The following is a 23,499-nucleotide window of genomic DNA, read 5'->3' as shown; positions in this document are numbered from 1 at the left end:
TCGGCGCAGCCGACGCGACCGCAGGGAGCGCCCTTTACTCGGCTCACGCAATCCCGACACTGACAAAGAAGCGGGCGGCCCAACGACCACTTCACAACTCAGGCCCAGAGCAACCCCCTACTCCTCCAACGACTCCTCCAACGCAGCCAACGCCGGGTCCAGCACGATGTCCTCGTCCCGGGCCTCGATCGTCGGCTCCTCCGGGAAGTGGCAGGCCGTCAGGTGGGCGGAACGGTTGCCCTCGATCTGGATCAAGGGCGGCTCCTCGGCCGCGCACTTGTCCTGGGCCTTCCAGCACCGGGTGCGGAAGCGGCAGCCGGAGGGCGGGTTGATCGGGGACGGCACGTCACCCGCGAGGCGGATCCGTTCCCGGCCGGCCGTCTCGACGCCGCTCAGGTTCACCTCGGGTACCGCGGACAGCAGGGCGTGGGTGTACGGGTGCCGGGGGCGGGTGTAGATGGAGTCGCGGTCTCCGACCTCGATGATCTTGCCGAGGTACATCACCGCCACGCGGTGTGAGAAGTGCCGGACGATCGCCAGGTCGTGGGCGATGAACAGGAACGCGATGCCCAGTTCCTTCTGGACCTCCTGGAGCAGGTTGACCACCTGCGCCTGGATCGACACGTCCAGGGCGGAGACCGGTTCGTCGGCGACGATCAGCTTCGGTTCCAGGGCCAACGCACGGGCGACACCGATGCGTTGGCGCTGGCCGCCGGAGAACTCGTGCGGGAAGCGGTTGTAGTGTTCCGGGTTCAGGCCAACGATCTCCAGGAGTTCGCGGACCCGGGCCTCTCGGCCGCCCTCCGGCTGGATGTCGTTGATCTCCATCGGGCCGGAGATGATCTTGCCGACCGTCTGGCGGGGGTTCAGCGACGAGTAAGGGTCCTGGAAGATCATCTGGATCTCGGACCTGATCGGCGCCAGTTGCCTGCGGTTGGCGTGCGAGATGTCCTGGCCGCGGTAGGTGACCGTGCCGGCCGTCGGCTCCAGCAGGCGGGTGATCAGCCGGCCCGTCGTCGACTTGCCGCAGCCGGACTCGCCGACCAGGCCGAAGCTCTCCCCTACATGCACGGTCAGGTCGATGCCGTCGACGGCCTGGACGGCGCCGACCGTGCGGCGGATCGGGAAGCCGCCCTTGACCGGGAAGTGTTTGGTCAGGCCCTCCACCACCAGCAACGGGTCTCCGGAGGCTTCCGGTACCGCGTCACGTGGGGCGGGCAGGACGAGGTCCTCTGTCATGACGTCTCCTCCTAGCCCAGTCGGGGCTTGATCTCTTCGATGAAGATGGTCCGCTTCTGGTCCGCCGTGAGGTGGCAGGCCGAGGCGCGGTCGGGGGCGAGCAGCGGGCGTTCGGTGACGCAGCGGGTGCCGCCGACCCGGTCCTGGAAGGTGCAGCGGGGGTGGAAGCGGCAGCCGGACGGGGGGTTGAGGAGTGAGGGCGGGGCGCCGGGGATGGGGGCCAGGGGCTCTCCCAGGTCTGAGTCCAGGCGCGGCATCGAGTTCAACAGGCCCCAGGTGTAGGGGTGTTGAGGTGAGCGGAGGACCTCGTTCGTCGTGCCGCGTTCGACTGCGTTGCCCGCGTACATCACCATGATGTCGTCGGCCATGTCGGCGATGACGCCGAGGTCGTGTGTGATGAAGACGATCGCGGAGCCGAACTCCTGCTGGAGGTCCTTCAGGAGGTCGAGGATCTGGGCCTGGACGGTGACGTCGAGGGCGGTGGTCGGCTCGTCGGCGATCAGCAGGTCCGGGTCGCAGACCAGGGCCATGGCGATCATCGCGCGCTGGCGCATACCGCCGGAGAACTGGTGCGGGTAGTCCTTCGCCCGTTCCTTGGGGTTGGGGATGCCGACCTTGCCGAGCATCTCCACGGCGCGCGCCCAGGCGACCTTCTTCGAGGCGCCCATGTGCTTCATGTACGGCTCGGCGATCTGGCGGCCCACCGTGTAGTACGGGGAGAGCGCGGTCAGCGGGTCCTGGAAGATCATGGCGGCTTTGTTGCCGCGGATCTTCTCCAGGTCCGATTCACGGGCCGTGGTCAACTCCTGGCCGTCGAGCAGGATTTCGCCCTCGACGGTGGTGAACATCGGGTTGTGCAGGCCGAGGATCGTCAGGTTGGTGACCGACTTGCCGGAGCCCGACTCCCCCACGATGCCCAGGGTCTTGCCGCGTTCGACGTCGAAGGACAGACCGTCGACGGCGCGCACGATGCCGTCCTCGGTCTTGAAGCTGACGTGCAGGTCCCGTACGGAGAGGAAGGTGCCCGCGTCGGCCGGCACGGGGTCGCCGGCTTCCTTGGTCATTGTGGTCACGAAAGTGCTCCTCTTACCCGGCCTAGGACAACCGCACGCGCGGGTCGATGAAGGCGTAGCAGGCGTCGACGACGATGTTGCACAGCAGGATCATGGAGGCGGAGAAGATCATCACGCCCAGCAGCAGCGGCAGATCGCTGAACTGTACGGACTCGACCGCGAGTCGGCCGAGGCCGGGCAGTCCGAAGGTGTACTCCGTGATGATGGCACCGCCCAGCAGCGCGCCGAGGTCGATGCCGAAGATGGTGACGATCGGGATGAGCGAACCGCGCCAGGCGTAGCGGAAGAAGACGTACTTGCGGGACATGCCCTTGGCGCGGGCGGTCCGTACGTGCTCCTCCTGGAGTTGCTCGATCATCGATGAGCGCGCCATACGGGTGTACTGCGAGGCGAAGATCGTGGAGAGCACGACCCACGGGATGATCAGCCCGGTGAACCAAGTGACCGGATTCGCGGTGAAGTTGTTGTAGACGGGCTTGTCGAAGATGTGCGTCTGGTAGACGAGGGCGGCGAGGGCCAGCGGTCCGAGGAAGTAGATCTGCAGCGAACTGATGACCATCGATCCGGCGGTGACCGTCTTGTCCAGCAGTGTTCCGCGCTTCCACGCGGCGAGCATGCCGGTGCCCAGACCGGTGATCAGGAAGACCACCGCGGCGCCGAGGGTCAGCGAGAGCGTGGTGGGCAGGCGGTCCATCATCGTGGCCCAGACCTGGTCGTTGGTGTGGTACGAGTACCCGAAGCAGGGGGCCGGGCAGGGCCCTTGGGCGAACTGGGTGCTGCCGAAGAGCAGGTTGTGCAGGAAGATCCCGTACTGCTCGGGGATCGACTTGTCGAGGCCGAGCACATGGTGGATGTTCGCGAGGCTCTGCGGGTTGCACGTCTTGCCGCACATCAGCAGCGCCGGGTCACGCGGCATTCCGAAGAACAGCAGGAACGTCACGATGCTCAGCAGGAACAGGATGACAATGGCACCGAGGATCCGGCGGACGAGGAAGCGCAGCATGCGAGGGGCTTTCTGACGTCGGCGGGCCGGGCGGTACCCGGTGCGATGCCGCTTTCGGCGGGCTCACGCACCGGGTACCGGTCGGACAGGTGGGGTTACTTGAGGTACAGGCGACGCGGGTCGATGCCGCCGATCACGTCGTCGTAGACGAGGCCGCCGACCTTGGAGCCGGCGATCTGGACCTGCTTGTAGTAGATGGTCGGGACGGCGTTGATGACGTCCTTGGCCAGGTACTGGTCGATCTTCTCCCACGCGGCCGCCGACTTGACCGGGTCGGTGATCTTGTTGGCGGCGTCGATGTCCGCGTTCACCTTGGGGTCGTTGACGTGCGAGTAGTTGGGCGAGCCGTCGGCGACCGCGCGGCCGTCGAACAGCGGCGGGATCACGGTCGAGGCGGACGGCCAGTCGGCGCCCCACGCGGAGTGGTAGATGTCGTAGTTGTTGTTGACCTTGCCGATCTGGTCGTAGAACGTCTCGGCCGGGATGTCCTGGCGCTGGACGTTGAAGCCGGCCTTGTCGAGCGCGGCGGCGATGGCGGCGGAGTACTGCTGGCCCTCGGGGGTGTTGATGTAGCCGTAGGTCAGCTTCATGCCGAGCTTGCCGGCCTTCTTCAGCAGTGCCTTGGCCTTGACCGCGTCACCGCCGGGGTTCTTCCTCTTGCCCCACGGGTCGAAGGTGGCGTCGTAGCCGCTGACGGTCGGGCTGATGAAGCCGCCGGCGACCTCCGCGGCGGAGCTGCCGCCGAACGCGCGGACCATGGGGGTGATCGGCAGGGCGTAGGCGATGGCCTCGCGGACCGCCTTGTCCTTCAGCGCCGCGTGCGACTGGTTGATGTTGACCTGGCCGACGTAGGGCTGGTAGCCGGCGACCGTGCGGGCCTTGACGGCCGCGTCGCCGCCCTGGACCGCGGCGATGTTGCCCGCGTCCACCGAGTTGTTGAAGCTGATGCCGGTCTGGTCTGCGCCGGTGTTGGCGAGGAGCGACTTGGTGGAGTCCTCGTACTGGACGTTGAACGAGAAGTTCATCTGGTCCACGTACTGGCTGCGGATCGGGTCCGTCTTCGCGTCCCAGTCGGGGTTCTTGACCAGCACCATCGACTTGCCGGACTTGAACGACTGGATCTTGTACGGGCCGGTGGTCAGCGGGGCCTTGTCGTACTTCTCCTTGGTGTCGCCCTTGGCGGAGACGGCGTCGTAGCCCGCCATGGCCAGCGCGTAGGGCAGGTCGGGGTGTGCCGTCTTGAAGTGGAAGATGATGGTCTTGGCGTCGGGCGTCTCAAGAACGCTGCTCGGCAGGTGCTTGCCCTTGTAGGGGCCGTCGGGCAGCAGCGAGCGGTAGTCGGAGCCCGAGGTGTCGGCCATCCACTGCTGTATGTAGGTGGGGCCCTGGTTGATGAACGACGCGAAGAGCCGCTCGAAGGTCTGCCGGAAGTCCGCGGACGTGATCGCCGTGCCGTCGGAGAACTTGATGCCGTCCTTGAGCGTGTACTTCCAGGTCTTGCCGCCGTCCGTGGTGGTACCGGAGTCGGTGGCGAGGTCGCCGACGACCTCGTGCTTGCTGCCGTCGTTGCTGGTCGCCTTGTAGCCGGTGAGGCCTCTGTGGATCAGCGTGGCGAGTGAGCCCTCGTCGGAGACGTAGATCTGCCCGGGATCGAGGTGGGCGTACGAGTCCCGCTGCAGCACTTCGAGAGTGCCGCCCTTCTTGGCGCCCGGTACTGCCGCGGCCGGCCCCTGGGAGTCCGCCGTGCCACCGAACTTGATGGATGCCTGCTGCCGCTTGGCGTTCTGCTGGTCCTTCTTCTGGTTGTCGCTGGCGTTACTGCCGCCCTTGCTGCAGCCGGAGAGCACGAGTGCCCCCGCCGCCAGCACGGACAATGTGGCGTAAGTACGGCGTCCGCCCCTACTCATCACTGAAGTCTCCACCCATCTATGTGTCGCCTGATGCGAAGAAATGGCTGTACGTATCCGGGCGAGGACGCCCACGAACTCTCGGTCAGCGAGCCGTCTTTGGATCGAAGGCATCCCGGACCGAGTCCCCGAGCAGGTTGAACGCGACGACGAAGATGACCATCGAGACGCCGGGGAAGAACATGTAGGTGATGTCGTTCTGGAGCACGAGTTCGGTCGACGCCTTGGAGAACATCTGCCCCCAGTCGGGCGTGGGCTCGACGATGCCGACACCGAGGAACGACAGGCCCGCCTCGATCGTGACGAAACTGGGGAGCATGTACGTGGTCTGCACCAGCAGCGGTGTCACCACGTTCGGCAGGATCTCCTTGCGGATGATCCGCCAGGGCGAGGCGCCGCTGACCCTCGCCGCCTCGATGAACTCCCGTTCGCGCAGGGCGAGTGTCGTGCCGCGCAGGATGCGCGCGAGGCTCATCCAGCCGAGCGCCCACTGCACGACGATCAGTGCGACCACGCGCACATACGTCGGCGTCTCGTCCCGGGGGCTGACGAACAGCGAGACCACGACGGGCATGCTGGCGATGAAGAACAGCTGCGAGGGGAAGGCGAGCAGGAAGTCGATGAACCGGCCGATGGCGTAGTCGGTCTTGCCGCCGAGGTAGCCCGCTGTGATGCCGAGCAGGATGCCGGTCACGACGACCGAGAGGGTGACGGCCACGGAGATCGTCAGCGAGGTGCGGATGCCGTAGATCAGCTTGGTGAACACGTCGTAGCCGTTGCCCGGTTCGAGTCCGAACCAGAAGTCGCTGCTGATACCGCCGTTGGGCTGCACCGGCACACCCGCGCTGTCGAAGAGCTCCGGGCGCTCGTCGGCGTAGATGGTGTAGGGGTCCTTACCGTACAACTTCGAGATCAGTGGCGCCGCGGCCGCGATGACGAAGAAGAAGAGCACGACGAATGCCGAGACGACGCCGGTGCGGTCGCGCCTGAAGCGGATCCACATCAGCTGGCCGGGAGACCGGCCCTCAAGTTTCTTGACCTCGGGTTCGGTCTGCGGCCCTGGTTCGCCGTCGACGACGACCGAGGTCCCGCCGTCCTCAATGTCGATAGGACTTGTCACTGTTCGCCCATTTCACAGGTGTGGATGTGCCGAGCGGGCGACCGGCGCAGGGTGTGCGCGATCACCGATCGGATCTAGGAGAGGTGTCCGGAGCGTCCGGCACGGCGGGAGATCCCGCAGTCGGACGCGCGTAGTTGAACGGCGGCACTAGGCCACCGGCCGACTCCTCAGAGCCAATCTCCGTATGGGCGGGCGAGGTTGCTACTGACGGACGGCGTGTCCCACCTGGCGTTCGTGACACCACGCATGGGGCTCCTCCTCATGACTCCACGTGTTCACCAACAGGAGGGGGTTCACGTCTTTCCCCCGTCACCCCTGACGGAGGGTCAGACACCCCCTGGTGCTCGCGAGTCGGCGCCGTCCCCACGGCGCGGTGACCCATTGACCCGAGCGCTACGCGGCTAACTATCTGCCATGCGCCAGGTGCCGACCACTGTCTTTAAATCTCAATTCAGTCACAGCTCACGCGTACATCTTCCAAAACATGGACAAACTGTTCGAGCAGAGAAGGCCACGAAACGGACTTGTTACATGGCTATCGGGCGAGGATCTCCGCATTACGGACAGACCGCTCCAGGGAACGGGACTTAAATCGGTTGCAAAAAGCCCGGGCGCCCCCAAGATGGGGGCACCCGGGCTCAGTTGGCCGGTAATCAGCGCTTCAGATCGCCTCGGATTGCATGCATCAGCCGTGCTTGGCTCGCCTGCATCAGCCGTGCTTGGCGCGGCTCGCGGAGCGACCGCGCTCCTTCTGGTCGAGGACGACCTTGCGGATGCGAACGGACTCCGGGGTCACCTCGACGCACTCGTCGTCGCGGCAGAACTCCAGGGACTGCTCCAGGGAGAGCTTGCGCGGCGGCACGATCGCCTCGAACGAGTCGGCGGCGGCCGAGCGCATGTTGGTGAGCTTCTTCTCCTTGGTGATGTTCACGTCCATGTCGTCGGCGCGCGAGTTCTCGCCGACGATCATGCCCTCGTACACCTCGGTGCCGGGGTCGGTGAACAGCACACCGCGCTCCTGGAGGTTCGTCATCGCGAACGCGGTGACGGCGCCGGCGCGGTCGGCGACCAGCGAACCGTTGTTCCGGGTCGTCAGCACACCGAACCACGGCTCGTGGCCCTCGTGGATGGAGTGGGCGATGCCCGTGCCGCGCGTCCCGGTCAGGAACTCGGTACGGAAGCCGATGAGACCGCGGGACGGGACGACGAACTCCAGCCGGACCCAGCCCGAGCCGTGGTTGGACATGTTGTCCATCCGGCCCTTGCGGACACCCATGAGCTGCGTGACCGCGCCCATGTGCTCCTCGGGCACGTCGATCGTCATGCGCTCGACCGGCTCGTACGTCTTGCCCTCGACCTGCTGGGTGACGACCTGCGGCTTGCCGATGGTCAGCTCGAAGCCCTCGCGGCGCATCTGCTCGACCAGGATGGCCAGCGCCAGCTCACCGCGGCCCTGCACCTCCCAGGCGTCGGGGCGCTCGGTGTCGAGGACGCGCAGCGACACGTTACCGATCAGCTCGCGGTCCAGGCGGTCCTTGACCTGACGGGCGGTGACCTTGCGGTCCTTGACCGCGGCCTTCGCGGAGGCGCCCTTGCCGGTGCCGCCGCGGCCGACCAGCGGCGAGGTGTTCGTGCCGATGGTCATGGAGATCGCCGGCTCGTCGACCGTGATGAGCGGCAGCGCGATCGGGTTCTCGGGGTCGGCGAGGGTCTCGCCGATCATGATGTCCGGGATACCGGCCACGGCGCAGATGTCACCGGGGCCCGCCATCTCGGCCGGCTTGCGGGTGAGCGCCTCGGTCATCAGCAGCTCGGTGATGCGCACGTTGGACATCGTGCCGTCGCGCTTGATCCACGTGACGGTCTGGCCCTTGCGCAGCTCGCCCTGCTCGACGCGGAGCAGCGCGATACGGCCGAGGAAGTTGTCCGCGTCCAGGTTGGTGACGTGCGCCTGGAGGGGGGCGGCCTCGTCGAACTCGGGGGCCGGGACGTGCGACAGGATCGTGGTGAAGAACGGCTCCAGGCTGTCGCTGTCCTGCGGGACCGTGCCGTTCTCGGGCTTGGTCAGCGAGGCCACGCCGTCGCGCGCGCACGCGTAGACGATGGGGAACTCGATCTGCTCCTCGTCCGCGTCCAGGTCCAGGAACAGGTCGTACGTCTCGTTGACGACCTCGTCGATCCGGGAGTCCGGGCGGTCCGTCTTGTTGATACACAGGATGACGGGCAGGCGCTGCTGGAGCGCCTTGCGCAGCACGAAGCGCGTCTGGGGCAGCGGGCCCTCGGACGCGTCGACGAGCAGCACCACCGCGTCCACCATCGACAGACCGCGCTCGACCTCGCCACCGAAGTCGGCGTGGCCCGGGGTGTCGATGATGTTGATGGTGATGACGTCGCCGCCATCCTTCGGGTGGTACTTGACGGCCGTGTTCTTGGCCAGGATCGTGATGCCCTTCTCACGCTCCAGATCGTTCGAGTCCATCATTCGGTCGTCGAGCGATTCGGCGGCGTGCGCAGCGAAGGCACCGGCCTGCTTCAGCATGGCGTCGACGAGGGTCGTCTTCCCGTGGTCGACGTGGGCGACGATGGCGACGTTGCGGATGTCGTGGCGCGTGGCCATATTGCGGCGAACTCCCGGAGAGTGAGGAAGGCCTGCGCGTACGTCTGTGTTACGCGGACCCTGCCGGGCTGGACACGCCACGGCCTTACCCCATCGTACGTGGCGTACGGGGAAGGGGCCTCCGCAGGGCCTTACGGGCGACGCCGGGACCGGGTCAGAAGGGCTCGGTCGCCGGGGATCCGGCCGGGCACAGCCGCAGGGCCGCGGCGTGCGCGGCCTGCTCGGCGATGTCGTACAGGGGCTCGGAGCAGGGCAGGAACCCCACGCCGACCGTCTCCCAGGTCCGCACATGGCCCCGCACCGGTGCGGTGGACCCGCAGGTGTAAGTGAAGTCGGCCTCAACGAGGCTGATCGACCCCCAGGCGTAGTACGGGCCCTCCAGGTCCCCGGTGTCGGTGAAGTACTGCGACTGCTCGGGCCGCATCACCTCCGACGGGTCGGCCAGGGGCACGTCCACCTTCAGCCGGTCGCCCAGCGCCGTGATCACGCGGGCGGCGCCGACCCCCTTGGGCACACGGGAGACGACGACGCGGTAGACGGTGTCGTCGACGGGCTTGAGGGTCGACTCGTAGTGCTCGGTCCCCTTGGGGAAGGTGGCCGGGTCGGCGAGCGCGGTGAGCTGCTGCCACTGCCGGACACCGGACCAGTGGTACGTCCCGTGCGCGCAGATCGTGGCCGCGTCGGCGGCAAGCCGGCTGCTGCCGGCCGTGACGCCACAGCCCGCCGAACCCGCCCCCAGTACCACCACGGTCAGCGCCGCTCCCCAGCCCCGCATGTCCCACCCCCGTACGACGACCGCCGCCCCGCAAGTCGCTGCGGGACGGCGGCGGTGCTCGTCACGTGCGGGTGATGCTAATCCCTCAGTCCTTGGTCGGGCTCGCCGAGGGGTGGGCGCCCTTCTTCAGGAAGCCCATGTCCTCGTAGACCGGGGTCTGGAAGCCGAAGGAGCCGGCGTTGACGATCGTCCTGCGGGCGGCGGTGAGCTGGGGGCGCTGGTAGAGGGGGATCGAGCCGGCCGTCGCCCAGATGCGGGCGTCGGCCTTGCGGACGAGGGCGGCGGACTCGTCCTCGTCGAGGGTGGAGGCGGCCTGGTCGAAGAGCTGGTCGACCTGGTCGGTGCCGACGCGGGTGTAGTTCTGCTCGACGTTGAGGGAGCCGTCCGCGGCCGGGACCGGCTTGGCGAAGATCGGGCGGGCGTCGGTGGCGGGGAAGGCGGACGCGGGCCAGGAGTAGAGGGCGAGGTCGTACTGGCCGGACGCGATGTGGTCCTTGAAGTAGCTGTCGTCGGAGACCTTGGTGATCTCCGTGCGGATGCCGACCCTCTCCAGCATCCGGGAGATGCTGTCGGCGACCGCGTTCAGCGACTCCGAGCCGGTGCCGGAGGGGAGCACGAAGCGAAGGGTGAGCGGCTTGCCGTCCTTGGCGAGCGGCCCGGTCTTCGCGCCGGCGGGGGCGGCCGTGCCCTTCGGGGCGTACGCGCCGGGCGCACCACCCTGCTTCACCTTGCGGCCGTCGTACTGCTTGCCGTCGGCGAGGTGCTTGGAGCCCTCCTCGCCGCCGTGCCCGGAACTCTTCTCGTCCTTCTTGGTGTGGTCCTGCGGGTCCTTGTTGTCCTCGCCGACGATGTACTGCCCGTCGGAGCCGCCCTCGGACTCGTCGTCGGCCTTCTTGCTCTTCTTGCCCTCGGCGCCGGCCGCCTTCTCGCCCTTGTCCTTGAGGGGTCCGCCGGGCACCCATCCGGCGTCGGCGAGGAGCGCCTGCGCCTCCATGGTGTCCTGGCCGCCGAGCGCGCCGCTGTTGTCGGCGTACGCGGCCTGCCCGGAGAGCGCGAGGTGGCTGCCGACCGGCACGGCGGGCAGGCCGAGCGGCTTGAGTACGACCTGTGCCAGCTCGGTGCGGTCGAGCGCGCGGGCCACGGCACGCCGGACGCGTTCGTCGGCGAGGGGGCCTTCGGAGCCGTTGAGGGCGAGCTGGGTGTAGGCGGGCTCGAAGGAGCGGCGGACGGTGAAGGCGCGCAGCGCGTCCTGCTCGCGGACGTACGTGGCGAGCGCCTTGCGCTGCTTCTTGCTGAGCTTCTTCTCCTGCCGGCTCTCGTTCTTGCTCTCGTCCTTGCTCGTGGGGCTCGCGCCCTGGAGCGGGGTGCTCGTGCCCTTGGCGCGGCCCGCGACCGCGATACGGCTCGCGTCGGCGGGGTCGATCTCGGCCAGGTCGACCGTGCCGTCGGCGAGCGCGGCGGCCCGCTTGTCGAGCGGTACGGCGTGCAGCACGATCTGGGAGAGCTTCGCGGGCCGGCCCCACCAGTGCGGGTTGCGGCCGAGGACGATCTCCTTGTCCTTGCGGTCGATCTTCTGCACGGCGAAGGCGCCGGCGGTGACCTTCAGCTTGCGGCGCGCGCCGTCGTTGAAGGCGTCCGGGGTGCCCATGACGTCCTTGGGGTACAGCGGCGAGAACAGGGACTTCCAGTCGGCGTACGGCCTGCTGAAGGTGACCTTGACCTGAAGGTTGTTGGCGCCGCGCTCGATCTTCTCGATGCGGTCGTAGCCGGCGTTGCGGGCGGTCCAGTACGCGGAGTCCTTGCCGGACAGGGCGCGCCACTGGGCTGCGAAGTCGGCGGCGCCGATCTCGCGGCCGTCGCTCCACACGGCCTGCTGGTCGAGCTTGTAGAGGACGACCTGCTTGGGCTCGGTGTCGACGACCTTCGCGGACTCCAGGTAGTCGGCGTCGCGCTGCGGGCGGCCCTGGGCGTCGAGCCGGAACATGGCGGGCAGGACGGCCTGGGCGACGCGGGTGGTGGTGTCGTCGGCGTCGGACTGGAACGTGTTGAGGGTCTCCGGTACGTCGTCCACGGCCCAGTTGAGAGTGCCGCCGTCGGCGACCAGGTCACGGCCGACGGGCGCGATGTCCTGTCCGGCCAGCGGCTTGCCCGACTCGTCTTCGGAGCTGCACGCCGCGAGGGTGGGCACCGCGAGCGCGCCCGCGGTGAGGAAGGCGACCGAGCGCATGACCGCGCGCAGTCTGACGCCGTCGTGGGACATCACTGCTACCTCCGGTAGACCGCGGGACTTCTGATCACTTTTGGCCGTATATGGTGCTGATCAGATCTTTGCGGCCACTGAAGAGGAAACGGTTCGGCCATGAGGGGCGACACGGCGGGGGACGCCGGGAAGCCCACCCGTGCGGCGCAATGTTCGAATCTGCCCCCGTACACACCAACGCACCCCGGCCAATCCGTGCACACCGCTTCCCACCGGTAGGTGTGGCGCGCAACACTCGCAGGCGCATGAACGTTGCCGTCCAGGGCCGACGCCCGCGGAAGTGAGGTCACGTCATGTCCGTGCACGACGAACTGACGTCAGTCCAGCGCTGTCTCGACGACCTGTTCAGGTCGGTGGGACGGCTGGAGAACCAATTCGGCAGCGGCGGCCTGGAAATGCGCAGGGTCAAGGCCGACGCCGACCGGCTGCGCGAGAGCGTCGCGCTGCTGCGCGACGCCGCACCAGGGATCGAGCGCCCCCGGCGCCCCGATCTCGTCCCCATCTCCGACGCCCCGTACGACAAGAGCCTGTGGACGGACACGGACGACGAGGGACTCGGCGCCCACCACGGCCCCGGCCACTGAGCGTCCCCAGCAACCGACCGGAGTCTTCAAGTTGGCCACTGGTACGGAACCCCATCTGAACAGCGGCGGCGTACACACCGGTACGCGCGCCGCGATCGACGCCCCGCATCTGCGGACCGACCGCTGGTGGCTGGCCCCGGCCGTCACCGCCGCCGGACTGCTGGCCTTCGTCGTCTACTCGACGTGGCGGGCCTTCGCGGACTCGAACTACTACTCGGCGCCCTACGTCTCGCCGTTCTACTCGCCCTGTCTGGCCGACCGGTGCAGAACCATGCACGCGGGCCCGAACGCCGACCTCTTCGGGAGCTGGTGGGGCATCTCCCCCGCCATCATCATCCTGATCTTCCCGCTCGGCTTCCGCCTGACCTGCTACTACTACCGCAAGGCCTACTACCGCGGCTTCTGGGCCTCGCCCCCGGCCTGCGCGGTGGCCGAGCCGCACAAGAAGTACAGCGGCGAGACCCGCTTCCCGCTGATCCTGCAGAACGTCCACCGGTACTTCTTCTACGCGGCGCTCCTGGTGGCGGGCACGCTGACGTACGACACCGTGCTGACCTTCCGCGACGAGCACTACCACTGGGGCCATATGGGCCTCGGCACCCTCGTCTTCCTGGCCAACATCGTGCTGATCTGGGCGTACACCCTCTCCTGCCACTCCTGCCGGCACATCGTCGGCGGCAAGCTCAAGCACTTCTCCAAGCATCCCGTGCGCTACAAGACGTGGAAGTTCGTGGGGAAGCTGAACAACCGTCATATGCAGCTCGCCTGGGCGTCGTTGATCAGCGTGGCGGCTGCCGATTTCTACGTGTACCTGGTCGCATCCGGAGCTTTCAATGATCCGCGCTTCTTTTAGATTGGATGGGGCCTTCTGATGTCCGTGGTCGAGCGACAGGAGTGGGACGTCGTCGTGGTCGGTGCCGGTGGCGCCGGTCTGCGGGCCGCCATCGAGGCGCGCGAGCGCGGTGCCCGTACGGCGGTGATCTGCAAGTCGCTGTTCGGCAAGGCGCACACGGTGATGGCCGAGGGCGGCATCGCGGCGGCGATGGCCAACGTCAACGAGCACGACAACTGGCAGGTCCACTTCCGCGACACCCTGCGCGGCGGCAAGTTCCTCAACCAGTGGCGCATGTCGGAGCTGCACGCGAAGGAAGCCCCGGACCGGGTATGGGAGTTGGAGACCTGGGGCGCCCTCTTCGACCGTACGAAGGACGGCAAGATCTCCCAGCGCAACTTCGGGGGCCACGAGTACCCGCGCCTCGCACACGTCGGCGACCGTACGGGACTTGAGCTGATCCGCACGCTCCAGCAGAAGATCGTGTCGCTCCAGCAGGAGGACCACAAGGAGACCGGCGACTACGAGTCCCGTCTGAAGGTCTATCAGGAGTGCACCGTCACAAGGGTGTTGAAGGACGGCAGCCGAGTCTCCGGGGTCTTCGCCTACGAACGCGAGACCGGCCGCTTCCTGGTCCTCGAAGCGCCCTCCGTGGTGATCGCGACGGGCGGGATCGGCAAGTCCTTCAAGGTGACGTCCAACTCGTGGGAGTACACGGGCGACGGGCACGCGCTCGCGCTGCTCGCCGGGGCGCCGCTCCTCAACATGGAGTTCGTGCAGTTCCACCCCACGGGCATGGTCTGGCCGCCGTCCGTGAAGGGCATCCTCGTCACGGAGTCGGTGCGCGGCGACGGCGGAGTGCTGCGCAACTCCGAGAACAAGCGGTTCATGTTCGACTACATCCCCGACGTCTTCAAGGAGAAGTACGCCGAGTCGGAGGCGGAGGGCGACCGCTGGTACGAGGACCCGGACCACAACCGCCGTCCCCCCGAGCTGCTCCCCCGCGACGAGGTCGCCCGCGCCATCAACTCCGAGGTGAAGGCGGGCCGCGGCTCACCGCACGGCGGGGTCTTCCTGGACGTGTCGACGCGTATGCCGGCGGAGGTCATCCGGCGCCGACTCCCGTCCATGTACCACCAGTTCAAGGAACTGGCCGACGTCGACATCACGGCGGAGGCGATGGAGGTCGGGCCGACCTGTCACTACGTGATGGGCGGTATCGCGGTCGAGTCGGACACGGCGGCGGCGCGCGGGGTTGAGGGGCTGTTCGCGGCCGGTGAGGTGGCGGGCGGCATGCACGGCTCGAACCGGCTCGGCGGCAACTCCCTGTCCGACCTGCTGGTGTTCGGCCGTAGGGCGGGCTGGCACGCGGCGGACCACGCGGCGGACCTGGCGGACAGCCGCCCGCTGGTGGACGACACCGAGGTCGACCTCGCGGCGGCGGAGGCACTGCGCCCCTTCTCGGCCGAGGGCCCCGAACCCGGCAAGGAGAACGGGCGTCCACCGGAGAACCCGTACACCCTCCACCAGGAACTCCAGCAGACCATGAACGACCTCGTCGGCATCATCCGCCGCGAGGGCGAGATGGAGCAGGCGCTGGAGAAACTGGCCGATCTGCGGGTGCGGGCCCGCCGGGCCGGGGTCGAGGGCCACCGGCAGTTCAACCCCGGCTGGCATCTCGCCCTGGACCTGCGGAACATGCTGCTGGTCAGCGAGTGCGTGGCCCGGGCCGCCCTGGAACGCACCGAGTCGCGCGGCGGACACACCCGCGAGGACCACCCCGGCATGAACCGCGACTGGCGCCGCATCAACCTGATCTGCCAACTGACCGACCCCACCGGCGGGTTGGCGGCCACGGATCCGGTGTCCGGCCAGATCAGCCTGACCCGCGAGACCACCGACCCCATCCGCGCCGACCTGCTCGCTCTCTTCGAGAAGGAAGAGCTGGTCAAGTACCTCGCCGAAGAGGAGCTCTACGAGTGAGCAGCTACGAGGCCCGCTTCAAGGTGTGGCGGGGGGACGTCAAGGGCGGCGACCTGAAGGACTTCGAGGTCGAGGTCAACGACGGCGAGGTGATCCTGGACATCATCCACCGCATCCAGGCGACCCAGGCCTCCGACCTCGCCGTGCGCTGGAACTGCAAGGCGGGCAAGTGCGGTTCGTGCTCGGCGGAGATCAACGGGCGCCCCCGGCTGATGTGCATGACCCGCATGTCGACGTTCAACCGCGAGGAGACGATCACCGTCACCCCGCTGCGCGCCTTCCCCGTCGTCCGCGACCTCGTCACGGACGTCGGCTTCAACTACCAGAAGGCCAGGGAGGTTCCGGCGTTCGTGCCGCCGGAGGGTGTGGGTCTCGGCGAGTACCGGATGATGCAGGAGGACGTCGACCGCTCGCAGGAGTTCCGCAAGTGCATCGAGTGCTTCCTGTGCCAGGACACCTGTCACGTCGTCCGCGACCATGAGGAGAACAAGACGGCGTTCGCCGGTCCCCGATTCCTCATGCGGGTCGCGGAGTTGGACATGCACCCCCTGGACGCGGCGGCCGAGAGCGGCCTCGACCGCAAGAAGACCGCCCAGGACGAACATGGCCTCGGCTACTGCAACATCACCAAGTGCTGCACCGAGGTCTGCCCCGAGGGCATCCACATCACGGACAACGCGCTGATTCCCTTGAAGGAACGGGCAGTTGACCGCAAGTACGACCCGCTGGTGTGGCTGGGGTCAAAGATCAGGAGGCGTTCTTCGTAGGCTTCCCGGGCCTGGCGGCGGCCTGCTGGACGAAGATCCCGACGAACGCCACGACCATGCACGCCACGGCGAGGTACGGGTGCGAGTGCGGACTCAGGTACGGGCCGAAGTAGATGAACCCGGCCAGTCCCGCGTCGCTGACCAGCAGGCCGTACCCCCACCGCCGGGGCCACGCGATCCCTCTCCGTCCGGCGAGAGGGGTCCGGCCGAGCGTGATCGCGCCGATACCGACGCACCCCACGGCCGCGAGGACCAGCGCGGCCACGGCCAGTTCGGGGCTGCTCATGTCCGCTCCGCGAGGCACAGGGCCTGCTGGAGGCTGTGTTCCGCGATGCCGCGCATGAACTCCGGGTCGTGGAAGTCCCCGACGTCGAGGAGGCGCAGGGGGCCGGCCACCAGGGAGAGGTGCATCGCCAGGCGGTAGAGGCGCAGGCGGTCGTCGTCGAGGTGTTCGGTGCGCAGGGCGTCGTAGTGGCGGCCGAAGCGCTGGCGCAGGAAGACGTGTTCCCACTCGGCGTCGAAGTACATCAGGCCTTCGATGTCGATGAGCGCGAGGTCGCCGTCGGGGGTCACGAGGACGTGGTCGCCGCCGAGTTCGCCGTGGATGAGGGCGGGTGGATCGGTGCGGGGGCGGACCCGGGCGGCCAGTGTCCTTACGGCGTCGGCCAGTTGGGGGTGGGCCGCGGCGGCCCGTGGATCGCGGTCGGGCAGTTCGTCGAGGTCGCTCAGGGCGCGTGTGACGACCAGCTCCTCGCACGAACCGCCGTACGAGGAGCCGCCGTTGTCGACGACCGCGACCTTCCCGAAGCGCGGGCCCGTACAGGCGTGCAGGGTGTCCAGGAGGGCCGCCATCCGCTCCAGGGCCTCCGGCGCGGCGGCCGGGTCCCCGTCCAGCAGGTCCTCCAGGGTGCCGCCGGGGAGGTCCTCGACGATCGCCGTGTCCGCCGGGAGGTGGGTGTGGGTGGGGTCGGCGTACAGGAGCCGGGGTGCGCGGACGCCGACCGCGGCGAGACGGTCGGCCGCCGCGGTGAACAGGCCGAGGCCCGAGGCGGGGGAGAAGGGGTCGCGGGGGTCGCCGGGGCCGGCGTCCCAGAAGTCCTCCTCGGGGGACCAGACGTAGGCGACGGCGGTCGAGCCGTCCTCGAAGGCGAGCCGGTAGACGCCCTTCTTCGTGCCGCCCCGGAGACGGGCCACATCCTTCAGCGTGTGGCCGATGGCGTGTGCGAGCGGTGCCAGGTCGTCGCGGGTGAGGGGCCTGCGGGTGACGGTCACCGGAGCGCGGGGCGCTGCGCACGCCACTGGAGTACACCGCCGAGGACGAACAGGGCGAGCGCCGTCGCCGCGCCCGCGTTGTCCATGGCCAGGGAGTCCGCCCACCAGTGCAGGGACATCCCCGCCCCCATGCCCAGCGCCGAGATCAGCACGCCGTATCCCCACAGGTCCGGCCGTACGACCCTGCCGCGCGCCGTCGGTGGCGTCCAGCCGGTCGTCACCGCGACGACTCCGATCACCGCCACGAGCAGCCAGGCCACCGCGGCCAGCACCGTCCACATCATCGCCCACCCCCATCGGACCGGGCAGATCATCTCACCCACAGCTGTGAACAGCACAGTGTTTTCACCGCACTTGAGCGCCCGTTCAGTGCACCCAGCCGTCCCGGTACGCCGTCCAGTCCGCCTCCGTCGCCGCGAAGTCGACGTACAGGGCGACGCCGAAGTTCGTGCGGTCCGCGTCCGTGCGGGACAGGCCTAGGCGTACGCCCCGGACGGCGGCGGGGACCGTCTCGGCGGCGCCGCGGTGACCGAAGCGGTTCTCGTGGAAGAAGGGCAGGCCCATGAGGAGGTCGGTGGAATCCGGGGTGACCTCCAGGGCGAGCGAGGTCTGCTGGGCGACGTAGCCGCCGTAGAGGCTCTGCAGGGGCTGCATCGTGTCGTACGACATGACGGCGATCTGGTCGACGCGGCGGGCGACCTGGCCGAAGTACGCCTGCGACCACCACTTGGGGTGGTCGGTGAGGGTGCCCCAGAAGGAGTGGAAGGCGGGGAGCGGGTCGATCTGGTGGGCCGCGACGGAGAGAAGGGCGTGGTGGGAGCGGGTGAGTGCGCGCAGTCTGTCGAGGAGGTCGAGGTAGTCGGTGTCGCCGGAGTGGAGGGGTTCCAGGTCGAAGTGGGCGCCCTCGAAGCCGGCGGCGAGGATCTGGCGGGTCGAGGCGACGACGGCGGCGCGGGTCGCGTCGTTCTGCAGGCGCAGGCCGTCCGGGCTCTCGGTGGCGAGCTTGTCGCCCAGCCAGGCCTGGACGCGGACGCCGGGCAGTTCCCGGTGGACCGACTCGATCAGCCAGGCGGCCCTGGGGTAGTCCGACTCCGGGAGGGTGCCGTCGTGCTCCAGGGGGCCTGAATGGACGTACAGGTCACGGATGCCGGTGCCTTGCAGGCTGCGGGCGAGGGCTGCCATGTCCGCGTCCGTCTTACGACCGTCCACCCACGCGTGGCCGAGCCAGATCGCGTCCCGGTTCCTGGTGTACGTGCCGTCGGACGGGTCACCGGTGTAGTTCACCCGGAGGGCGATCTCGGCGGCGAGGGTCGGGAGGAGCACGGCGAGGACAAGGCCCAGGACGCTGCGGCGGGCCCACCGGACCCACTTGCTTTTCCCACCCGCACCACCCGTACTACTTTCGTCGCCGGGTGCGGGTGGCCCCTGCGGGGGTACGACACCATCGGCGGCCTCGGGTGGATCGGCGGCCTCGGGCGCGCCGGCCGCCACAGGCCCGCCGGCCGCTTCGCTCCCGCCCCGCTTCCCGGTCTCCGGTCCGACCGGCTCAGCTCCGGCCTCCGGCCCCGCTGCCGCTTCCTCCTCCCCTGCCCCCTCCCCCACGCTCACGCCCACGCCCGTTCCTGCCCCGGTCTCCGCGCCCCCTGTGTTCCCCATCCCCGCGTCTCCCCTCCCCGTAGCCCTAGCCGTACACACCGCACCGCACCGCACCCCACCCGTCCCCCGCGCGCCCCCACCTCCCACCCCCGCCTCACCCCGGTCGCGCGCCCGCATTCCTGCTCATACGCTCCGAAATGTGACGTCATCCTTGATACGAGGCAGGCCGCGGCGCGGTGCCTCTCACATATCCGTGCGGGTGGCGCATGCCGTGCTGGGTGGGGCGGCCGGGGTCGTGTGGCTGGTGTTGCCGGTGATGACGATCAATGCGGAGGTTCCGGTTGCGGGTACCGGGGCCGGGCCCGTCGCCGCCGCGGCCGAGCAGGAGGCCGACGGGACGTCCGCGGCCGACCTCGTCCTGCCGCTCGTCGCGGTGGGCGGGGTGGGGGTACTCGCGGGGTACGGGTACGTACGGCGTACCCGTAGGGCCCGGACCCGTACGACTCCCGGTGTGGTCTCGCACCGGCCGCCCGAGGCCCCGCTCCCCGTACGGGAACGGCAGGCCGCCGCGGCGCTCGTCCTGGCCGACGACTGCATTCGCACCAGCCGGGACGAACTCGCCTTCGCCGAGGCCCGGTTCGGGGCGACGGCCGTCGGACCGTACGTCCGCGTCCTGCGGGAGGCCGAGCGCGAACTCTCCGCCGCCTTCGCGATACGCCTGCGCTACGACCAGGGGGTCCCGGAAGAGGAAGCGGCCCGGCGTCAGGCGCTCGCCGGCATCGTCGGGCGGTGTGCCGAAGCCGGACGGCTGCTGGACGCGGAAGCCCCCGCGTTCGATCAACTCCGGGCGCTGGAGCGGGAGACGGGCGAGGCGCTCGGTGTCGCGGAAGGACGGTTCCGGGAACTGGCGGGCCGTACCGGGGCCGTGGAGGCCACCCTCGCCGACCTGGACACGCGCTACCCGGCCGCGGCCACCGCCGCGGTCACCGGATACGTCGAACAGGCCAAGGACCGGCTCGTGTTCGCGACGACCCACCTCAACCAGTCCCGCCAGGCAGCCGACTTGGGACACGCGGACCGGGCGATACGCGATCTCCGCGCCGCCGAGGGGGCCGTAGGCCAGGCCGATGTCTTCCTGACGGACGTCGGCCGGCTCGCCGACTCGCTCGCGGCGGCTGCCGAACTCGTCCCGGCCGCGCTCACCGGCGCGGAGTGGGAGATCGCGAGGGCGGCGACGGAGGGTGAGCCGCGCTCCCGGCTGGCTCAGGCCGACTCCGACCTCGCCGCCGTACGGGAAGAGCTGACCGGTGACGGGCCGTACGACCCCCTCGGCGCCCTGCGTCGCGTCGTGCGGGCCGTGCGGGCGCTGGGGGTGGGGCGGGACGGGGTGCTCGGTGCCGCCGCGTGGCTCGTCGGCCGGAGTGACGTGGCTGCGGCGGGCGGCTTCGTGGCCACGCACCGGGGTGCCGTGGGCGCCGGGGCGCGGACGGCGCTGGCGGAGGCGGAGCGGCTGCTCGGTACGGACCCCGGCGCGGCCGACGTGCCCGCGCTGGCGGCCCGGGAGGCGGCCGAGCAGGACGTACGTGTGCACGGGAACCCGTACGCCGGTGCCGCCGAGCACGTGGGCGGGGTCGGCGGGGCCGTCCTCGGCGGAGTCCTCCTGGGGGAGGACCCGGACGGCGGCCCGCCCCTCGGCTTCGGCGGACCCGACACCCGGAAACGTCGGGGTCTTCCCGTACGGGCCGAGTAAGCCCGAGTAAGCCCCCCTCAGAACAGGCTGAGCAACGCCTCCGCCGGATCCACCATCCCGGTCTCGCCGTCGGGTAGCGGGAGTTCGAACCACACCGTCTTGCCGCGAGGTGTCCGGCGTGAGCCCCACGCGGCCGAGAGGAGGCCGACCAGTTGCAGGCCCCGGCCGCCCTCGTCCGTGTCGCGGGCGCGGCGGCGGCGCGGCTGGACCAGGCCCGCGTCCCAGACCTCGCACACCAGGGTGCGGTCCAGCAACAACCTCAACCTGATCTCGCCCTCGCCGTACCGCAGCGCGTTCGTCACCAGCTCGCTGACGAGCAACTCGGTGGTGTCGATGAGGGGTTCGAGGTCCCAGGACTTCAGCTGGGCGCGCGCGTACTCACGGGCGCGGCCCACGCTGCGCGGCTCGCGCGGCAGGGTCCAGTCGCCGACCGAGTCGGCGGGCAGGCCCTGGACGCGGGCCATGAGCAGCGCGATGTCGTCCTCGCCGTGATGGGTGTCGAGGGTACTGAGGACGTGGTCGCAGACGTCCTCCAGGTCGCGGTGGGTCTCGGCGTTCAGTGCCGCCGTCGAGGGGTGACCGGCGGGTGACGAGTGGACGGGGTCGGTGAGGGCGCCCACGAATGCCTGGAGGCCCTCGTCGAGGGGATGGTCGCGGGATTCGACCAGTCCATCCGTGTAGAGCGCCAACAGTGCGCCTTCGGGCAGTTCGACCTCCACCTCCTCGAAGGGCTCGCCGCCGACGCCGAGCGGCATGCCGGGCGGTACGTCGAGCATCAGCGCCGCTTCGCCGGGTTCCACCAGGACCGGCGGGAGGTGGCCCGCGTTGGCGAAGGTGCAGCGCCTGGTCACCGAGTCGTAGACCGCGTAGATGCAGGTCGCGAGGTACACCTCGGAGAGGTCGGCCTCGCGGGGGCGGCGGGCGGCGCGGGTGGCCTGTTGGACTCCGCCGGGGGTGCCGAGGCCGCGGGCGATCTCGTCCAACGCGGAGAGTACTTCGGCCGGTTCGAGGTCGAGGAGGGCCAAGGTGCGGACCGCGGTGCGGAGTTCACCCATCGCGACCGCCGCGCGCAGTCCGCGGCCCATGACGTCTCCGACGACCAACGCCGTGCGGTGGCCGGGGAGTTCGATGACGTCGAACCAGTCGCCGCCGACCTCCGTCGCCGCGTTTCCGGGCAGGTAGCGGCAGGCGATGTCGAGGCCGGAGGCCTCCGGGTCGCCGGGCGGGAGGAGGGATCGCTGGAGTATCAGGGCGCGTTCGTGCTCGCGCCGGTACAGCCGGGCGTTGTCGATACAGACGGCGGCCCGCGCCGCCAGCTCCACCGCGAGATCCCGGTCCCGGTCGCCGAACGGCTCGCTGCCCTTCGTCCGGGCGAACTGCGCGAGTCCTACGACGGTGTCGTGGGCGACCATCGGCACGGCCAGCGTGGACTGGACGGGGCCGCCCTCCTCGGCGGGGACGTACTGCGGGCGGGCGGTGCGCAGGGCGTCCGCGCAGGGCGAGTTGAAGGGGTAGTGGTGCACCGCGCCCACCGTGACGGGTGCGCCCCCGCCGGCGAAGGGGGCGTCGGAGACGGCGCTGGCGAAGGCGACCCGGCGCAGTTCGGCGCTGCCGTCGGAGCGGCCCGGCGGGGTCTCGTCGCCGGCCAGGAGGCCCTGGTAGAGGTCGACGGTGGCGAGGTCGCAGAAGCCGGGGACGACGACGTCGAGGAGTTCGCGGGCCGTGGTCTCCAGGTCGAGGGAGTTGCCTATGCGGGCGCCGGCCTCGTTCAGAAGGGCGAGATTGCGCCGTGCGGAGGCGGCCTCGCGGGCGGCGGCGCGGCGGGCGGTGACGTCGGTCCCGAGCCAGGCGATGCCGATGGGGCGTCCGCTGCCGCTGTGCACGCGGTAGAGGTTGATGGACCAGTGCCGGCGCTCTTCGGAGCCCGGCACGAAGCCGGTGACGTGCATGTCCGTGATGGAGTTGCCGGTCTCCAGGACCCGGCGCAGCGTCGCGGTGACCCGCTCGGCCTCGGGGCTCTGCAGGTAGTCCTGGACGCCGTTGCCGCGGTGGTCGTCGGGGGTGCCGCCGAAGGTGTTGGCGATCTGCTGGTTGGCCCGCCGGACCCGCAGCTCGGGGTCGATCAGCAGGAACCCGAACGGAGATTGACCGAATATCGACTGCGAGGCGGCGAGGTCGGTCTCGATACGACGCAGGATGCGGACGTCGACGACGATGCAGACGGCGGCCCGCTCGCCCTCCTCGGTCCGGGTCGGCATCACATAGACCTCGGCGAGACCCTCCTCGCCCAGTTCGCGGTCCGCCGACGGCGGCACCCGGAAGGGGACCACTCCGGTCCACTCCCGGCCGTCGAGGATCTCGGCCATCTTCCGCTGGCCCCGCTCACGCAGCTCGGGGTCGACGAACGCCTCGATGGGGTCCATGCCGACCGCGTGCTCCGTGGGGATGCCGAAGAGCTGCTCGGCCCGCAGACTCCACTGGTCGACGAGCCCGTCGGGGCCGATGGAGAAGGAGGCGACCTTGATGTAGTCGTAGATCGAGCCGGGCGGGCTGCTCTGCCACATGGCGTCACCGACGGACATGGCGTCGCCCGAAGGCACGTCGACGAAACCCGCGGCCTCGGCCCTGGCGCCGCCCGACGGGTCCTCGGACTCCGTGGCCTTCGCTGGTATCTCGCTCACGCGAACCGTCCCCTCCAGCTCACCGCGTCCGGCACCGGTC

The 23,499-nt window shown here is 69.4% G+C and carries 18 protein-coding genes; 5 read left to right on the top strand and 13 right to left on the bottom strand.

Annotated elements, in window-relative coordinates:
• Nucleotides 1-117 precede the first annotated feature (117 nt).
• From AB0I69_RS43695 to AB0I69_RS43660, 8 genes are all read right to left on the bottom strand, one after another.
• The gene (locus AB0I69_RS43695) at nucleotides 118-1,239 is read right to left on the bottom strand and encodes a dipeptide ABC transporter ATP-binding protein (protein WP_363101394.1); all 1,122 of its coding nucleotides are present in this window, start codon (nucleotides 1,237-1,239) and stop codon (nucleotides 118-120) included.
• Between the two features lie 11 nt (nucleotides 1,240-1,250).
• On the bottom strand, nucleotides 1,251-2,312 hold the full coding sequence (locus tag AB0I69_RS43690; RefSeq protein WP_363101393.1) for an ABC transporter ATP-binding protein: 1,062 nt from the start codon (nucleotides 2,310-2,312) through the stop codon (nucleotides 1,251-1,253).
• A 22-nt stretch (nucleotides 2,313-2,334) separates the two neighbouring features.
• A complete protein-coding gene (locus tag AB0I69_RS43685; protein ID WP_363101392.1) occupies nucleotides 2,335-3,315 on the bottom strand; it encodes an ABC transporter permease in 981 nt (326 codons plus the stop codon).
• A 95-nt stretch (nucleotides 3,316-3,410) separates the two neighbouring features.
• A complete protein-coding gene (locus tag AB0I69_RS43680; protein WP_363101391.1) occupies nucleotides 3,411-5,222 on the bottom strand; it encodes an ABC transporter substrate-binding protein in 1,812 nt (603 codons plus the stop codon).
• Between the two features lie 85 nt (nucleotides 5,223-5,307).
• Nucleotides 5,308-6,342: an ABC transporter permease gene (locus AB0I69_RS43675; RefSeq protein WP_363101390.1), complete on the bottom strand. Its 1,035-nt coding sequence runs from the start codon at nucleotides 6,340-6,342 to the stop codon at nucleotides 5,308-5,310.
• 709 nt (nucleotides 6,343-7,051) lie between these two features.
• A complete protein-coding gene (typA, locus tag AB0I69_RS43670) occupies nucleotides 7,052-8,959 on the bottom strand; it encodes a translational GTPase TypA (RefSeq protein ID WP_363101389.1) in 1,908 nt (635 codons plus the stop codon).
• A gap of 154 nt (nucleotides 8,960-9,113) precedes the next feature.
• Nucleotides 9,114-9,734, bottom strand: a complete 621-nt coding sequence (locus AB0I69_RS43665) for a hypothetical protein (protein ID WP_363101388.1) — start codon at nucleotides 9,732-9,734, stop codon at nucleotides 9,114-9,116.
• Nucleotides 9,735-9,819: 85 nt separating this feature from the next.
• Complete coding sequence (locus tag AB0I69_RS43660; protein WP_363101387.1) at nucleotides 9,820-11,994, bottom strand: ABC transporter family substrate-binding protein; 2,175 nt, start codon at nucleotides 11,992-11,994, stop codon at nucleotides 9,820-9,822.
• 293 nt (nucleotides 11,995-12,287) lie between these two features.
• Here AB0I69_RS43660 and AB0I69_RS43655 point away from each other — a divergent pair, with 293 nt between their 5' ends.
• Genes AB0I69_RS43655 through AB0I69_RS43640 form a run of 4 tightly spaced genes read left to right on the top strand, consistent with a single transcriptional unit; the run spans nucleotide 12,288 to nucleotide 16,160 of the window.
• Nucleotides 12,288-12,578, top strand: a complete 291-nt coding sequence (locus tag AB0I69_RS43655; RefSeq protein WP_329256769.1) for a hypothetical protein — start codon at nucleotides 12,288-12,290, stop codon at nucleotides 12,576-12,578.
• 31 nt (nucleotides 12,579-12,609) lie between these two features.
• On the top strand, nucleotides 12,610-13,431 hold the full coding sequence (locus AB0I69_RS43650) for a hypothetical protein (protein ID WP_363101386.1): 822 nt from the start codon (nucleotides 12,610-12,612) through the stop codon (nucleotides 13,429-13,431).
• 18 nt (nucleotides 13,432-13,449) lie between these two features.
• Nucleotides 13,450-15,393, top strand: a complete 1,944-nt coding sequence (locus tag AB0I69_RS43645) for a fumarate reductase/succinate dehydrogenase flavoprotein subunit (RefSeq protein WP_363101385.1) — start codon at nucleotides 13,450-13,452, stop codon at nucleotides 15,391-15,393.
• Complete coding sequence (locus tag AB0I69_RS43640; protein WP_363101384.1) at nucleotides 15,390-16,160, top strand: succinate dehydrogenase/fumarate reductase iron-sulfur subunit; 771 nt, start codon at nucleotides 15,390-15,392, stop codon at nucleotides 16,158-16,160. Before AB0I69_RS43645 ends, AB0I69_RS43640 begins: the two co-directional genes overlap by 4 nt.
• On the opposite strand, the gene AB0I69_RS43635 is transcribed toward AB0I69_RS43640, so the two are convergent.
• The 4 genes from AB0I69_RS43635 to AB0I69_RS43620 form a co-directional block, all read right to left on the bottom strand.
• Nucleotides 16,141-16,446: a hypothetical protein gene (locus AB0I69_RS43635; RefSeq protein ID WP_363101383.1), complete on the bottom strand. Its 306-nt coding sequence runs from the start codon at nucleotides 16,444-16,446 to the stop codon at nucleotides 16,141-16,143. The genes AB0I69_RS43640 and AB0I69_RS43635 overlap by 20 nt on opposite strands.
• The gene (locus AB0I69_RS43630) at nucleotides 16,443-17,432 is read right to left on the bottom strand and encodes a phosphotransferase (protein ID WP_363101382.1); all 990 of its coding nucleotides are present in this window, start codon (nucleotides 17,430-17,432) and stop codon (nucleotides 16,443-16,445) included. Before AB0I69_RS43630 ends, AB0I69_RS43635 begins: the two co-directional genes overlap by 4 nt.
• A complete protein-coding gene (locus tag AB0I69_RS43625) occupies nucleotides 17,429-17,716 on the bottom strand; it encodes a hypothetical protein (protein WP_363101381.1) in 288 nt (95 codons plus the stop codon). The genes AB0I69_RS43630 and AB0I69_RS43625 overlap by 4 nt, the downstream gene beginning before the upstream one ends.
• Nucleotides 17,717-17,798: 82 nt before the next feature.
• A complete protein-coding gene (locus AB0I69_RS43620) occupies nucleotides 17,799-19,088 on the bottom strand; it encodes a hypothetical protein (protein WP_363101380.1) in 1,290 nt (429 codons plus the stop codon).
• Between the two features lie 256 nt (nucleotides 19,089-19,344).
• On the opposite strand from AB0I69_RS43620, the gene AB0I69_RS43615 reads away from it, so the two are divergent.
• Complete coding sequence (locus tag AB0I69_RS43615) at nucleotides 19,345-20,778, top strand: hypothetical protein (RefSeq protein WP_363101398.1); 1,434 nt, start codon at nucleotides 19,345-19,347, stop codon at nucleotides 20,776-20,778.
• Nucleotides 20,779-20,795: 17 nt separating this feature from the next.
• Here AB0I69_RS43615 and AB0I69_RS43610 read toward each other — a convergent pair whose 3' ends face one another.
• Nucleotides 20,796-23,459, bottom strand: coding sequence for a SpoIIE family protein phosphatase (locus AB0I69_RS43610; protein ID WP_363101379.1), 2,664 nt, complete (start codon nucleotides 23,457-23,459; stop codon nucleotides 20,796-20,798).
• Nucleotides 23,460-23,499 lie beyond the last annotated feature (40 nt).

Source organism: Streptomyces sp. NPDC050508 (genome assembly GCF_040655155.1).
Lineage (GTDB): Bacteria > Actinomycetota > Actinomycetes > Streptomycetales > Streptomycetaceae > Streptomyces.
Note: the sequence above shows the minus strand (reverse complement) of the source record. Positions and strands in the feature narration are given on the sequence as shown.

Bases quoted from the DNA above. Each gene is read 5' to 3' on its own strand.
- AB0I69_RS43695 (WP_363101394.1), bottom strand. From the start codon at position 1,239: ATGACAGAGGACCTCGTCCTGCCCGCCCCACGTGACGCGGTACCGGAA.
- AB0I69_RS43685 (WP_363101392.1), bottom strand. From the start codon at position 3,315: ATGCTGCGCTTCCTCGTCCGCCGGATCCTCGGTGCCATTGTCATCCTG.
- AB0I69_RS43680 (WP_363101391.1), bottom strand. From the start codon at position 5,222: ATGAGTAGGGGCGGACGCCGTACTTACGCCACATTGTCCGTGCTGGCG.
- typA (WP_363101389.1), bottom strand. From the start codon at position 8,959: ATGGCCACGCGCCACGACATCCGCAACGTCGCCATCGTCGCCCACGTC.
- AB0I69_RS43665 (WP_363101388.1), bottom strand. From the start codon at position 9,734: ATGCGGGGCTGGGGAGCGGCGCTGACCGTGGTGGTACTGGGGGCGGGT.
- AB0I69_RS43660 (WP_363101387.1), bottom strand. From the start codon at position 11,994: ATGTCCCACGACGGCGTCAGACTGCGCGCGGTCATGCGCTCGGTCGCC.
- AB0I69_RS43655 (WP_329256769.1), top strand. From the start codon at position 12,288: ATGTCCGTGCACGACGAACTGACGTCAGTCCAGCGCTGTCTCGACGAC.
- AB0I69_RS43645 (WP_363101385.1), top strand. From the start codon at position 13,450: ATGTCCGTGGTCGAGCGACAGGAGTGGGACGTCGTCGTGGTCGGTGCC.
- AB0I69_RS43635 (WP_363101383.1), bottom strand. From the start codon at position 16,446: ATGAGCAGCCCCGAACTGGCCGTGGCCGCGCTGGTCCTCGCGGCCGTG.
- AB0I69_RS43625 (WP_363101381.1), bottom strand. From the start codon at position 17,716: ATGATGTGGACGGTGCTGGCCGCGGTGGCCTGGCTGCTCGTGGCGGTG.
- AB0I69_RS43620 (WP_363101380.1), bottom strand. From the start codon at position 19,088: ATGGGGAACACAGGGGGCGCGGAGACCGGGGCAGGAACGGGCGTGGGC.
- AB0I69_RS43615 (WP_363101398.1), top strand. From the start codon at position 19,345: ATGACGATCAATGCGGAGGTTCCGGTTGCGGGTACCGGGGCCGGGCCC.